The organism is Streptomyces sp. WMMC500 (genome assembly GCF_027497195.1).
In the GTDB taxonomy this organism is placed as follows: Bacteria; Actinomycetota; Actinomycetes; order Streptomycetales; family Streptomycetaceae; genus Streptomyces.
The window spans coordinates 4,556,093-4,569,087 of sequence record NZ_CP114905.1 but is presented as its reverse complement, the minus strand read 5'-3'; the positions used below and the strand labels follow the sequence as shown (position 1 = coordinate 4,569,087).

At 72.6% G+C, this 12,995-nt stretch carries 13 protein-coding genes and 1 tRNA gene; 4 read left to right on the top strand and 10 right to left on the bottom strand.

Annotated features, from left to right (window positions below; translation table 11 throughout):
- Positions 1–263 precede the first annotated feature (263 nt).
- Genes O7599_RS19570 through O7599_RS19550 form a run of 5 tightly spaced genes read right to left on the bottom strand, consistent with a single transcriptional unit; the run spans position 264 to position 6,074 of the window.
- A complete protein-coding gene (locus O7599_RS19570) occupies positions 264–1,718 on the bottom strand; it encodes a penicillin-binding transpeptidase domain-containing protein (RefSeq protein ID WP_281616902.1) in 1,455 nt (484 codons plus the stop codon).
- Positions 1,715–3,124 carry an FtsW/RodA/SpoVE family cell cycle protein gene (locus O7599_RS19565; protein WP_281616901.1) on the bottom strand — a complete coding sequence of 470 codons (1,410 nt, stop codon included), beginning with the start codon at positions 3,122–3,124 and terminating at the stop codon, positions 1,715–1,717. The genes O7599_RS19570 and O7599_RS19565 overlap by 4 nt, the downstream gene beginning before the upstream one ends.
- A 22-nt stretch (positions 3,125–3,146) precedes the next feature.
- Positions 3,147–4,667, bottom strand: a complete 1,521-nt coding sequence (locus O7599_RS19560; protein ID WP_281616900.1) for a PP2C family serine/threonine-protein phosphatase — start codon at positions 4,665–4,667, stop codon at positions 3,147–3,149.
- Between the two features lie 26 nt (positions 4,668–4,693).
- The gene (locus O7599_RS19555) at positions 4,694–5,200 is read right to left on the bottom strand and encodes an FHA domain-containing protein (protein ID WP_281616899.1); all 507 of its coding nucleotides are present in this window, start codon (positions 5,198–5,200) and stop codon (positions 4,694–4,696) included.
- 10 nt (positions 5,201–5,210) lie between these two features.
- Positions 5,211–6,074 carry a DUF3662 and FHA domain-containing protein gene (locus O7599_RS19550; protein WP_281616898.1) on the bottom strand — a complete coding sequence of 288 codons (864 nt, stop codon included), beginning with the start codon at positions 6,072–6,074 and terminating at the stop codon, positions 5,211–5,213.
- Positions 6,075–6,450: 376 nt separating this feature from the next.
- On the opposite strand from O7599_RS19550, the gene O7599_RS19545 reads away from it, so the two are divergent.
- From O7599_RS19545 to O7599_RS19530, 4 genes are all read left to right on the top strand, one after another.
- Positions 6,451–6,534 (top strand) — tRNA-Leu (locus O7599_RS19545).
- Between the two features lie 347 nt (positions 6,535–6,881).
- A complete protein-coding gene (locus tag O7599_RS19540) occupies positions 6,882–7,457 on the top strand; it encodes a TerD family protein (RefSeq protein ID WP_018840686.1) in 576 nt (191 codons plus the stop codon).
- Between the two features lie 200 nt (positions 7,458–7,657).
- Positions 7,658–8,542, top strand: coding sequence for a hypothetical protein (locus O7599_RS19535; protein WP_281616897.1), 885 nt, complete (start codon positions 7,658–7,660; stop codon positions 8,540–8,542).
- A 59-nt stretch (positions 8,543–8,601) separates the two neighbouring features.
- Positions 8,602–8,946 carry a rhodanese-like domain-containing protein gene (locus O7599_RS19530; protein ID WP_281616896.1) on the top strand — a complete coding sequence of 115 codons (345 nt, stop codon included), beginning with the start codon at positions 8,602–8,604 and terminating at the stop codon, positions 8,944–8,946.
- Between the two features lie 22 nt (positions 8,947–8,968).
- Here O7599_RS19530 and O7599_RS19525 read toward each other — a convergent pair whose 3' ends face one another.
- The 5 genes from O7599_RS19525 to paaA all read right to left on the bottom strand — a co-directional run bounded on the left by O7599_RS19525 (position 8,969) and on the right by paaA (position 12,939).
- Positions 8,969–10,066: a 2Fe-2S iron-sulfur cluster-binding protein gene (locus O7599_RS19525; protein WP_281616895.1), complete on the bottom strand. Its 1,098-nt coding sequence runs from the start codon at positions 10,064–10,066 to the stop codon at positions 8,969–8,971.
- A complete protein-coding gene (gene paaD / locus O7599_RS19520; RefSeq protein ID WP_281616894.1) occupies positions 10,063–10,782 on the bottom strand; it encodes a 1,2-phenylacetyl-CoA epoxidase subunit PaaD in 720 nt (239 codons plus the stop codon). The genes O7599_RS19525 and paaD overlap by 4 nt, the downstream gene beginning before the upstream one ends.
- Entirely contained in the window at positions 10,776–11,537 is a 762-nt protein-coding gene (gene paaC / locus O7599_RS19515) for a 1,2-phenylacetyl-CoA epoxidase subunit PaaC (RefSeq protein WP_281616893.1), read from the bottom strand. Before paaC ends, paaD begins: the two co-directional genes overlap by 7 nt.
- Positions 11,534–11,800 carry a 1,2-phenylacetyl-CoA epoxidase subunit PaaB gene (gene paaB / locus O7599_RS19510; protein WP_047020129.1) on the bottom strand — a complete coding sequence of 89 codons (267 nt, stop codon included), beginning with the start codon at positions 11,798–11,800 and terminating at the stop codon, positions 11,534–11,536. Before paaB ends, paaC begins: the two co-directional genes overlap by 4 nt.
- Positions 11,801–11,901: 101 nt before the next feature.
- Positions 11,902–12,939 (bottom strand): 1,2-phenylacetyl-CoA epoxidase subunit PaaA, encoded by a 1,038-nt coding sequence (gene paaA / locus O7599_RS19505; RefSeq protein ID WP_281616891.1) that lies wholly within the window; start codon positions 12,937–12,939, stop codon positions 11,902–11,904.
- Between the last annotated feature and the right edge of the window lie 56 nt (positions 12,940–12,995).

The following is a 12,995-nucleotide window of genomic DNA, read 5'->3' as shown; positions in this document are numbered from 1 at the left end:
TTCCTGCTCCCGTGCCGAAGTGGCGCGTCGGCACGGGGTGTCCGGCTCGTGCTGCTCGGCATACCGTACCGGGCGCGGATGACACCGTTCGGGCCGGACCGTCAGCCGATATCCGACCGGTATCCGACCGCTATCGGGTGACGCCGCGGACCCGCTCCGCGGTTCCCCTCATGCGGTCACTTTCCCGGCACTCCCCCCGGGTGACACCCCCGCTGCTCCACTCCTCGCCCCTTCGTTCCGGCCCGAAGCCGGGCTGGAGCTGCCTACCGCTCCAGCCCGGCTTCCATGACGCTCTTGGCGATCGGCGCCGCGACGCCGCCGCCGGAGATGTCGTCGCGGTTCGCGCTCGCGTCCTCGACGACGACGGCGACGGCGATCTGCTTGTCGGTGTCGGGGTCCTTGGCGTACGAGATGAACCAGGCGTACGGCAGGTCACGGTTGTCGATGCCGTGCTGCGCGGTACCCGTCTTGCCGCCGACCGTGGCCCCGTCGATCCTGGCGTTGGAGCCCGTGCCCTCGTTGACCACGGTCTCCATCATCTGCTGCATCTTCTGCGCGTTCTCCCCGGACAGCGGCTCGCTGAGCGTCTCCGACTGCGTCACCTCGATGTCGTTGAGGTTCGGCGCGACCAGCTTCTCGACCATGTACGGCTTCATCAGCTCGCCGTCGTTGGCGACGGCCGAGGCGACCATCGCCATCTGCAGCGGCGTCGCGCGGTTGGACGCCTGGCCGATGCCGCCCATGGCGTTCTGCGGGCGGTCCATCTCCGGGTAGACGCTCTCGGCGGCGCGGACCGGGGTGTCCAGCTCGGGGTTGCCGAAGCCGAACTTCTCCGACATGTCGATCATGCCCTCGTTGCCGATCTTGTCGCTGATCATCGCGTAGACGGAGTTGCAGGACCACTGCAGCGCCTCGCGCAGGGTGGCGTCCTCGCACACGCCCGTGACCTCGTTGCCCAGGGTGTTGGTCGACAGCGGCAGCTTGTACGTCTCGGGGGCGCCGGTCGGCTCGTCCATGTCGTACTCGCCGCTCTCCAGCGCCGCCGCGGCGGTGACGACCTTGAAGGTGGAGCCGGGCGGGTACGTCTCGCGCAGCGCCCGGTTGAGCATCGGCTTGTCCTTGTCCTCGTTGAGCGACTTCCAGTTCTTGGCGTCCTCGGTGGAGTTGCCGGCGAACGAGGACGGGTCGTAACTGGGGCTGGTGGCCAGGCCGAGGATGGCGCCGGTCTTCGGGTCGATGGCGGCGACGGCGCCCTTGCGGTCGCCCAGGCCCTCGAACGCGGCCTGCTGCACGTTCGCGTCGAGCGTGGTGACGACGTTGCCGCCCTTCTTGTCCTTGCCGGTGATCATGTCGATCGTGCGGTTGAAGAACAGCCGGTCGTCGTTGCCGGTGAGGATGCCGTCGTTGAGCGCCTCCAACTGGTTGGCGCCGAACGCCTGGGAGGCGTAGCCCGTGACGGGGGCCCAGAGGGGGCCGTCCTTGTAGGTGCGCTTGTACTTGAAGTCGCTGCCCGAGGTCTCGGTCGAGCCCGTGATGGCCTTGTCGCCGACGATGATGTTGCCGCGGGGGTGGGCGTAGCGCTCGATGGCCACACGCCGGTTGTCCTCGTGGGTGCGCAGCTCGTCGGCCTCGACGAACTGGATCCAGTTGACCCGGACCAGCAGGGCTATCACCAGCAGGCCGCAGAAGACGGCGACGCGGCGGAGCGGCTTGTTCATGTGCGTACCACCTGGGTCATCTCGGCGTCGGGTGACGGCGCGGGCGCCGGCGCGGGCCTGCGTGCGGTGTCGCTGATGCGCAGCAGGATCGCTATCAGGGCCCAGTTGGCGATGACCGAGGAGCCTCCCTGGGCGAGGAACGGCATCGTCATACCGGTCAGCGGGATGAGCGCGGTGACGCCGCCGGCGACGACGAAGCACTGCAGGGCGAACGCCCCGGACAGGCCCACCGCGAGCAGCTTGCCGAACGGGTCGCGGGCCGCGAGGGCCGTGCGCATGCCGCGTTCGATGAGGAGTCCGTAGAGGACCACGATCGCCATGAGGCCGGTCAGGCCCAGCTCCTCGCCGACCGTGGCCAGGATGTAGTCGCTCTTGGTGGCGATGCCGCCGATGAGGCGGGAGTAGCCCTGGCCGAGGCCGGCGCCGAAGAGGCCGCCGGAGCCGAAGGAGTACATCGCCTGGGCGGTCTCGGTCACGCCGTCGTTGATCGGGCTGCGCGCCAGCGGGTCGAGCCAGTTGTCGACGCGGTCGCCGATGTGGCTGTTGACGGAGGCCACGCTGACCGCGCCGAGCGCGGACAGCAGCAGGCCGAAGACGATCCAGCTCGTGCGCTCCGTGGCCACGTAGAGCATGATCACGAACAGGCCGAAGAAGAGCAGCGAGGTGCCGAGGTCGGTCTCGAAGACCAGGATCATCAGGCTGAGACCCCAGATCACCAGGATCGGGCCGAGGTCGCGGCCGCGCGGCAGGTACAGGCCCATGAAGCGGCGGCTGGCCAGGGCCAGGGCGTCCCGCTTGACCATGAGGTAGCCGGCGAAGAAGACCGCGATGACGATCTTCGCGAACTCGCCGGGCTGCAGCGAGCCGAGGCCCGGGATGCTGACCCAGATGCGGGCGCCGTTCACCTCGGCGCCCAGGCCGGGCACCATCGGCATGATCAGCAGGGCCAGCGCCGCGGCCATGGAGATGTACGTGTACCGCTGCAGGACCCGGTGGTCCTTGAGGAAGAGCAGCACGACGACGAAGAGCCCGACGCCGACCGCGGACCACATGAGCTGGCCGGGCGCCATCGGGCCGCCGAGCGCGTCGGTGGTCAGCGACGGCTCCTGGTCGAGGCGCCAGATCAGCACCAGGCCCAGGCCGTTGAGGAGCGTGGCGATCGGCAGCAGCAGCGGGTCGGAGTACGGGGCGAACTTCCGCACCACCAGGTGCGCGACGGCGGCCAGACAGCCGAGCCCCGCCGCGTAGCCGAGGACGCCGGCGGGGACCGAGTCCTCCTTGGCCAGGCCCACGTTGACGTACGCGAAGACCGGGATCAGCACGGCGAAGACGAGCATCGCCAGCTCGGTGTTGCGCCGGCTGGGCGCGGCCACCGAGCTGATGGTGCTGGTGTGGCTGCTGCTCATGTACGGTCCGCCCCCCAACGGGTTATTGCTTCGGACACTGCCTCGCCAGTTTCTGCTCTTCCTCGGTCAACGAGGCTCCGGGCGTCGGCGTCTCGGGCTTCTCGTCCCCCGCCGCGCCGGGGTCGTCGCCCTGCTTGCCGGGGTCCTGCCCGTCGGGGTTCTGCTTCTCCTGCTCCTGCTGCCGCCGCTCCTCCTCCTGCGCGCGGTCGTCGGCGGCCTCGGTCTCCGCGACCGTACGGCAGACGTCGGCCTGCTCCTGCAGGTCGGCGACCTTCGCCTGGGCGTCGCCGAGGCTCTCCTCGGCGATGTTGTCCTCGACGCGCTTCTGCTGGTAGGTCGGGAGGTACTTCAGCTCGATGTCCGGGTGGTCCTGGTGGACCGAGGACAGGCTCATCCAGGCCAGCTTCTGGTCGATGCCCTGGTACACGGCGACGTGGTCGTCCTTGGTGCCCACGTAGTACTGCGACTGCGTCCAGTCGTACGCCTTGTAGCCGCCGAACCCCAGCCCGCCGAGGACCACGGCGAGCAGCAGCCCGCGCTTGAGCCACTTGAAGCGGGGCGGGGCCTTGATGAAGTCCTCGTCGTTGTACGAGAGCCCGTACGGGTCGACGCCGTCCTCCGCCGGGCCGAAGCCGCCGGCCTGCGGCGGCGTGGGCCGGCCGAGGCCCGCGGCGCGGGCGGCCGGTGTCTGCATGCCGGCGGTGTCGATCTGGTGCTGGTTCTCGGCGACGGCGCCGACGACCAGGGGCGCGTCGTTGAGCCGGCCGGCCATGGTGTCGTCGTCGGCGGCGTCCAGGACGTCGGCAATGATGACGGTGATGTTGTCCGGGCCGCCGCCGCGCAGCGCGAGCTCGATCAGCTCCTGCACGGTCTCCTGCGGCCCGGCGTAGCCGGCGAGGGTGTTCTCCATCGTCTCGTGGCTGACCACGGAGGACAGGCCGTCGGAGCAGACCAGGTAGCGGTCGCCGGCGCGCACCTCGCGGATGGACAGGTCGGGCTCGACCTGGTCGCCGCTGCCCAGCGCGCGCATCAGCAGCGAGCGCTGCGGGTGGGTGGTGGCCTCCTCCTCGGTGATGCGGTTCTCGTCGACGAGCCGCTGCACCCAGGTGTGGTCCTTGGTGATCTGCGTCAGCGCGCCGTCGCGCAGCAGGTACGCGCGGGAGTCGCCGACGTGTACCAGGCCCAGGCGCTGGCCCGTCCACAGCAGGGCCGTGAGCGTGGTGCCCATGCCCTCCAGGCGCGGGTCGTCCTCGACCATGCGGCGCAGCCGGTCGTTGGCGTGCTCCACGGTGGTGCCGAGCGCGGTGAGCAGGTCGGAGCCGGGGACGTCCTCGTCCAGGGCGACCATGACGGAGATGACCTCGGAGCTGGCGACCTCGCCGGCGGCCTGGCCGCCCATGCCGTCGGCGATGGCGAGCAGCCGGGGGCCGGCGTAGCCGGAGTCCTCGTTGTGGTCACGGATCATGCCCTCGTGCGACCCGGCGGCGAAGCGCAGAGAGAGGCTCATGCGCACCTCGCCGGTCGGCTCCGGGTACATCCGCATGGTGCCCGCCCTCCGGTCATGGTCTTCTACTTCCGCAGCTCGATGACGGTCTTGCCGATCCGGATCGGTGCGCCGGGCGGGATCGGCACCGGCGTGGTGAGCCGGGTCCGGTCGAGGTAGGTGCCGTTGGTGGAACCGAGGTCCTCCACGATCCAGCGCCCGTCACGGTCCGGGTAGATCCTGGCATGCCGCGAGGAGGCGTAGTCGTCGTCCAGCACGATTGTCGAATCGTGGGCCCGTCCCAGGGTGATGGTCTGCCCCTGCAGGGTGACGGTCGTGCCGGTGAGCGACCCCTCGGTGACCACGAGTTTGGTCGGCGCCCCGCGCTGGGCCCGGCCCCCGCGGCGGCCGCCCCGGGCCTCCTGCGGCGGCGGCTGGGGCCGGGACGACGGGCGGTCCTGGACGGCCGCGGCCCGCCGGGTGACCCGGGTGCCGAACAGGTCGCTGCGGATGACCTGTACGGCGACGATGACGAACAGCCACAGTACGGCGAGGAAACCCAGCCGCATGACCGTCAGGGTCAGCTCTGACATCGGCCCCGCTTCACCCTTCGGCTTGCCGGTAGAGGACGGTGGTACTGCCCACGCGGATGCGTGAGCCGTCGCGGAGCGTAGCGCGCTGGGTGTGCTGGTCGTCCACCACGATGCCGTTCGTGGACCCGAGATCCTGCACGAACGCGCCGCCGTCGAAGGTACGGATCTCCGCGTGCCGGCGCGAGACGCCGGGGTCGTCGATCCGTACGTCCGCTTCCGTGCTGCGCCCGAGGACCAGCGACTGCCTGGTCATCTGGTGACGTACGCCGTTGATCTCCAGCCAGTGGCGCAGCCGGCGCGCGCCGCCCGCGGGGGGGACGCCGGGCGGCCCGGGCGGCGGGGCCGCGGGCATCGGCGGCGGCTGGTGCTGCGGGGGGCGGCCGTAGGCGGCGTAGTCGCTCGGCTGCGAGCCGTAGCTCCCGGGTCCCGCGGGGGCGGGCGGTCCGGGGGGCGCGGCGGGCGCGCCGCCGGGCCGGCCCCGCGCGGGCGCCTGGGAGTGGCTGCCGGCCAGGGTGCGGCTGCGGATCCGGTAGAGGCCGGTGTCGAGGTCCTCCGCCTTCTCCAGATGCACCTTTATGGGGCCCATGAAGGTGTAGCGCTGCTGCTGCGCGTAGTCGCGGACCATGGCGGCCAGCTCCTCGCCGAGCTGGCCGGAGTAGGGAGCGAGCCGGTCGTAGTCGGGCGCGCTCAGCTCCACGATGAAGTCGTTGGGCACGACCGTACGCTCACGGTTCCAGATGGTGGCGTTGTTGTCGCACTCGCGCTGCAGGGCGCCGGCGATCTCCACCGGCTGCACCTCGGACTTGAACACCTTGGCGAAGGTGCCGTTGACGAGACCCTCCAGACGCTGCTCGAAGCGCTTGAGTACTCCCACGGGGCACCTCCTCTCCTACGGGCCTTTCCCGCCGGGCCCTCGAACATGCTGCTCGAAACTGCACGCTGATCGTATCCACGCGCGGGGGAATGGAGTGGTTCCCGGTCCCCACCGCCGGTACGCGGTGTCCTCTCTCACACCCCTCTCGCACCTGTACGGCCGACCTCCGGCCGGCCGTCCGGCTCTGCTCCGCCACCGTCCGCCCAGGCGTCCACTGGGATGGTACGGGCGGCTCCTCCCAGTGTCCCGCACCACCGGCCCCGAGCGGCCGGGGTGCGGGCAAATCGGATGTGATTCGGGTCCGAACTGCGTGCTAGGCTTCCTGACGTCAGCACGACGCCGGGGCGGGCCTGTGGCCGCGCACGGCACACCCTTTGCGCGGGTGGCGGAATAGGCAGACGCGCTGGATTCAGGTTCCAGTGTCCGAAAGGACGTGGGGGTTCAACTCCCCCCTCGCGCACACGGAAGCACCGACGGAAGGTGCCCGACCCCGGGGACGCAGATCACCGGACCGGGCACCTTCCGTCGTTTCGTCGCCGTACGCTGGCGGGGACCGGTGGGCCGCCGGAGGGCGGCCCGGGTCTGGTTTCACGTGAAACGCCCGGACGGCGTAACGCGCCGCCCGGGGGGTTCCGGGGCGATCGGCGAAGGTGGTAGACCCGAGGGCACGAGGTCCGATTCGTCGCCGTACGCTGGCGGGAACCGGGGTCCCGGGGTGCTCGTTGCACCGATGGGTGCCGCGGTCGGCCGGGCCCAGCAATGTTCGTCAAGCGGCGCGGCCCGCGCCGGATTGGGGCAGGGTAAGTCATGGGTGTCAGCCTCGCTAAGGGTGGAAACGTCTCGCTGACGAAGGAGGCGCCGGGTCTCACGGCCGTCATCGTCGGTCTCGGCTGGGACGTGCGCACCACCACCGGCTCGGACTTCGACCTCGACGCCAGCGCTCTGCTGCTCGGCGCCGACGGGAAGGTCCTCTCGGACCAGCACTTCATCTTCTTCAACAACCTCAAGAGCCCCGACGGCTCCGTCGAGCACACCGGTGACAACCTCACCGGTGAGGGCGAGGGTGACGACGAGCAGGTGAAGGTGAACCTCGCGGGCGTGCCCGCCGAGATCGAGAAGATCAGCTTCCCGGTGTCGATCTACGAGGCGGAGAGCCGCCAGCAGAGCTTCGGCCAGGTGCGCAACGCGTTCATCCGCGTCGTCAACCAGGCCGACAACAACGAGATCGCCCGCTACGACCTCAGCGAGGACGCCTCGACCGAGACCGCCATGGTCTTCGGCGAGCTGTACCGCAACGGGGCCGAGTGGAAGTTCCGTGCCGTGGGCCAGGGCTACGCCTCGGGGCTGCGCGGCATCGCGCAGGACTTCGGCGTCAATGTCTGAGTCACCGACTGCGGCACCACTGAGCACCACTGAAGCAAGGTCTCAGCCGGTAACGGCTTCCTGAGGCGGTGGACCCGCGGGCCCTCGGGCCCGCGGGTTCCGCATGTGGCGGGCCCCTCCCTGCGGATCCCGTGCGGATCCCTGCGGATCCACGCGGAACCGGCCCTCCCGCCCCGCGGGCCACCCCGTACGCTGGCGGGGTGACGGAACCCGCGGAACCCGACGAGCAGACGCCTCCCGATGACCGGCACGCGCGCGCCGACGGGTCCGCCGACGGCGGTGAGCACCCCGCGGGCGCGACGGACGCCGACACCGGCGCCGAGCGGCTGGAGCGTGCCGTACGGGCCGCCGAGCAGGCGCTCATCGAGTTCGAGGTGGCCGTCGAGACGTTCCGTATCGAGGTCGACAACTTCTCCCGCCTGCACCACCAGCGCCTCGGCCCCATGTACAGCCGCCTCGACGAGCTGGACGCCCTCATCGCCGAGGCCCGGGCCGAGCAGACCGGCGACCCGGAGGACAAGCGCCGGGCCGACGAGGCGCGGGCGCTGGTGATGCCGATGCCCGGCGTCGAGGAGCTGTTCGGCGGCTGGCTCGACTCCGACGGGCTCTCGCCGGAGGCCGCCGACATGCTCACCGGCCGGCCGGTGTCGCCGCCGCCGCGGGTGCGGCCGAGCGAGGAGGCCCGCCGGCTCTACCGCGAACTGGCCCGCATGGCCCACCCCGACCTCGCCCAGGACGCGCACGAGTCGGACCGGCGCAGCGCGTTCATCGCCCGCGTCAACACCGCGTACGCCTCGGGGGACGTCGAGGCGCTGATCGCGCTCAAGGCGGAGTGGGAGGCCGGGCCCGCGCCCGAGGAGCCCCGGCGCAGCCGCGCCGAGGAGCTGTACGCGCGGCTGGAGTGGCTGGCGCAGCGCAAGGAGCTGCTGGTGTCGGTCGCGAAGCAGTTGGAGGAGGGCGCCATCGGGCAGATGCTGAAGCTGGCGCCCGACGACCCCGACCGGCTGCTGGAGGAGATCGCCGAGGAGCTGCTGGCGCGGGTGGCGGAGAAGGAAGCGACGCTCGCGGAGCTGGCCCGCGGCTGAGGCGGGCACCGGCGGCGCCGCCCACGGCGCCCGGGCGGCGGTCCGGTAGCGTCGGGGGCATGAGCTTTGGTCACGTACCCACGGTCGCGGTCGACGAGCTGGCGGAGGCCGACTTCCTGCTGGACGTCCGCGAGGACGACGAGTGGCAGGCCGGCCACGCCGAGGGCGCCCTGCACGTCCCGATGAGCCAGTTCGCCGCGCGCTACGGCGAGGTGACCGAGGCGGCGCCGCAGGACGCCCGGATCAACGTGATCTGCCGCTCCGGCGGGCGCTCGGCGCAGGTGGCGATGTACCTCGTGCAGCAGGGGATGGACGCCGCCAACGTCGCCGGGGGCATGGAGGCGTGGGCCGCCGCCGGGCGGCCGGTCGTGGACGACAAGGGCGCGGAGGGGCACGTGCTCTGACCCCGCGGCGGCCCGCCCCGGGTCAGCGGTCGAAGTCCAGCTCCACCTGCTCCGTCACCGGGTGCGACTGGCAGGCCAGCACGTACCCGGCGGCCAGCTCGTCCGGCTCCAGCGCGTAGCTGCGGTCCATCCGGACCTTGCCGCGGACCAGGAACGCCCGGCACGTACCGCAGACGCCGCCCTTGCAGGCGTACGGGGCGTCCGGGCGGGCCCGCAGCACCGCGTCGAGGAGCTTCTCGCCCGGGCGCAGCGGCCAACTGCCGGAGCGGCCGGCGAGGGTGGCGGTCAGCGTGCTGTGCTCGGGCGAGGGGCCGGCGGGCTCGGGGGCCGGCGCGTCGTCGACGTGGAAGATCTCCTCGTGGATCCGGCGGCGGGGCACGCCGAGGGCGCGCAGCCCGCGCTCCGCCTGCTGGATGAGGCCGAAGGGCCCGCACAGGAACCAGCCCTCGACGTCCGCCACCGGCAGAAGTGCGGGCAGCAGCTCCGCCAGCCGCGCCGCGTCCAGCCGCCCGGCGGGCAGCCCGGCCTGCTGCTCCTCGCGACTGAGCGACTGCACCACCTGCAGCCGGTCGGGATAGCGGTCCTTGAGGTCGGCGACCTCCTCCAGGAACATCGCGGAGTCGGTGGACCGGTCGCTGCGCACGAGGCAGAAGCGGGCCCGCGGGTCGCGGCCGAGGAGGGTCGCGGCGATCGACAGCACGGGCGTGATGCCGCTGCCGCCGACCACCGCGCCGTAGCGCCCGCCGGGGACGGCGGCGCCGCGCAGCCCGAAGCGGCCGGCGGGGGTGAGCACCGGCAGGGTCTCCCCCGGCGCGAGCCGCCTGTTGACGTACGGCGAGCAGGCGCCGTCGGCGACCTCGCGGACGCCGACGGTGAGCTCGGCGGGCCCGGGGTCCTCGGGGGAGCAGATCGAGTACGTCCGACGGTCGCTGGCGCCGCCGTCGGTGCCGGTGGGGATCCGCAGGGCGACGTGCTGCCCGGCGCGGAAGCCGTACGCGGCGCGCAGCTCGGGCGGCACGGCGAAGGTGACGGCGACGGCGTCGTCGGTGAGCCGGCGGATGTCGGCGACCTTGAGGTCGTGGAAGACGGCGTGCCCCCGGGGTGCGGCGGCGGAGGTCACGTCAGCTCCTTGAAGTGGTCGAAGGGCTCCAGGCAGGCGGTGCAGCGGCGCAGGGCCTTGCACGCGGTGGAGGAGAACGGCGACAGCAGCGCGGTCTCGGCGGAGCCGCAGCGGGGACAGCGCACGGGACCGCCTGCGGCGGGCGCGGCGGGTTCGGGGGGCTCGGCGGGTTCGGGGGCGACGGTGACGGACGGCCGGGTCGGGCTGGCGGGTGCGGTGGCGGGCGGTGTGGTCGGGTCCGCGGCTCGGTCGGCGGCGGCGTCCTCGGCTCCGGGCGACGTCGTCGCCGGGGTGCGGCGGGGGCTCAGGGTGACCGGGACCGGGCCGGTGCCGCGGGTCGTACGGGGCGGGGCGATGCCCGACTCCGCGAGCTTGCGGCGGCCTTCGGGGGTGATGTCGTCCGTCGTCCACGGCGGCGCCAGCACGCGCCGTACCCGCACCTCCGCCATCCCGCCGCGCTCGCGCAGCACCCGCTCGATGTCCTCGGCCATGGACTCCACGGCCGGGCATCCCGTGTACGTCGGGGTCAGCTCGACCTCCACCGCCGCCGCCCCGGTCGTGCGCACTCCGCGGACGACGCCCAGCTCGGCGAGCGTCAGCATCGGCAGCTCCGGGTCCGGCACGCCGCCGGCCAGCTCCCGCAGCCACTCCTCCAACGGCGTCCGCGCCGACGGGTCCGCGGCGAGGGCCGAGTCCGGGTCCGGGTCCGTCACCATGACGCCCCCGGGTGGCTGCGGTGCAGGTGCTGCATCTCCGCGAGCATCCGCCCGAACGGCTCCGTGTGCACGCCCTCGCGGCCGGCGCCGGCCGACCAGACCGTGCCGCGCGGGCCCTCGGGCAGCGCGAGCGTGGCGCGCTCCAGCACGCCGCCCACGGTCTCCAGCCACGCCGCCTCCAGCCCGGCCCAGTCCACCGCCAGCCCGTCGACGGGCCGGAACAGCTCGCCCGTGTACCGCCAGAGGGCGTCCAGGCCGGCGCGTATCCGGGCGTGCGAGGTCTCGGTGCCGTCGCCGAGGCGCAGGGTCCACTGCTCGGCGTGGTCGCGGTGGTACGCGACCTCCTTGACCGCCTTCGCCGCGAGCGGCGCCAGCGGCGAGGACCCGTCGCCCGCGGCCACCTGCCCGTACAGCAGCTCCTGGTAGACGGAGAAGTACAACTGGCGGGCGATCGTGTGCGCGAAGTCGCCGTTCGGCTGCTCGACCAACTGGACGTTGCGGAAGGCGCGTTCCTCGCGGAGGAACGCCAGCTCGTCCTCGTCGCCGACGAGGGACAGCAGCGTGCGCGCCTGGCCGAGCAGGTCGAGCGCGATGTTCGCGAGGGCGACCTCCTCCTCCAGGACCGGCGCGTGGCCGGTCCACTCCGCGAGCCGGTGGGAGAGCACGAGCGCGTCGTCCCCCAGTGCCAGCGCCGCCGCCGCGGCCGGGTCGGCGGCGCTCCCCGCGGGAGCGGTCCGGTCCGGGGCGGCGCTCACAGGTTCCGCACCCCCTCCGGCAGCTCGTAGAACGTGGGGTGGCGGTACGGCTTGTCGGCGGCGGGCGCGAAGAACGGGTCCTTCTCGTCGGGCGAGGAGGCCGTGACCGCCGCGGACGGCACGACCCACACCGAGACACCCTCCTGGCGCCGGGTGTAGAGATCGCGGGCGTTGCGCAGGGCCATGGCGGCGTCCGGGGCGTGCAGCGAGCCGGCGTGCACGTGCGACAGGCCGCGCCTGCTGCGCACGAACACCTCCCACAGCGGCCAGTCCCCGGCCGCGGCACCCGGGCCGCCGGTCCGGGCCTCCTCGCCGCCCGTACGCTCCGCGCCCGCGCCCCGCTCCGCGCCCGCGGCAGCGGCGCTCACGCGGCGGCCTCCCCGGGCGCCGCGGCCTCGAGCGTCCGCTTCGCGGCGTACGCCGCCGCGGCGTCGCGCACCCACGCGCCGTCCTCGTGCGCCCGGCGCCGGCGGCCGATCCGCTCCTCGTTGCACGGCCCGTTCCCCCGGAGCACCTCCTTGAACTCCGCCCAGTCGATGGCGCCGAAGTCGTGCTGCCCCCGCTCCTCGTTCCACTTGAGGTCGGGGTCCGGGAGCGTCAGGCCCAGGATCTCGGCCTGCGGCACGCAGATGTCGACGAAGCGCTGGCGCAGCTCGTCGTTCGAGTGCCGCTTGATCTTCCAGGCCATGGACTGCGCCGAGTGCGCCGACTCGTCGTCGGGCGGGCCGAACATCATCAGCGACGGCCACCACCAGCGGTCGACGGCGTCCTGCGCCATCGCGTGCTGCTCGGGCGTGCCGTGCGCGAGGGTGTGCAGCAGCTCGTACCCCTGGCGCTGGTGGAAGGACTCCTCCTTGCAGATGCGGACCATCGCGCGCGCGTACGGCCCGTAGGAGCAGCGGCACAGCGGCACCTGGTTGATGATCGCGGCGCCGTCCACGAGCCAGCCGATGGCGCCGACGTCGGCCCAGGTGAGCGTCGGATAGTTGAAGATCGAGGAGTACTTCTGGCGGCCCGCGTGCAGCTTGTCCAGCAGCTCGTCCCGGCCGGTGCCCAGGGTCTCGGCGGCGCTGTAGAGATACAGGCCGTGGCCCGCCTCGTCCTGCACCTTGGCCAGCAGGATCGCCTTGCGGCGCAGCGAGGGGGCGCGGGTCAGCCAGTTCGCCTCCGGCTGCATGCCGATGATCTCGGAGTGGGCGTGCTGGGCGATCTGGCGCACGAGCGTCCTGCGGTAGGCGTCGGGCATCCAGTCGCGCGGCTCGATGCGCTCGTCCGCGGCGATCTTCGCCTCGAACGCGGCCTCGGCCTGCGGCGCGGCTCCGGGCGCCCCCGCGCCCGTACGCGGTGCGGAGCCCGGCGCGGCTCCGGACCGGCTGCCTCTTTCGGTGATCGTCTCCGGCATCTCGGCTCCCAGCCCTCCCTACCGACCGATCGTTCGGTTCCATGCTCCTTGCCTGG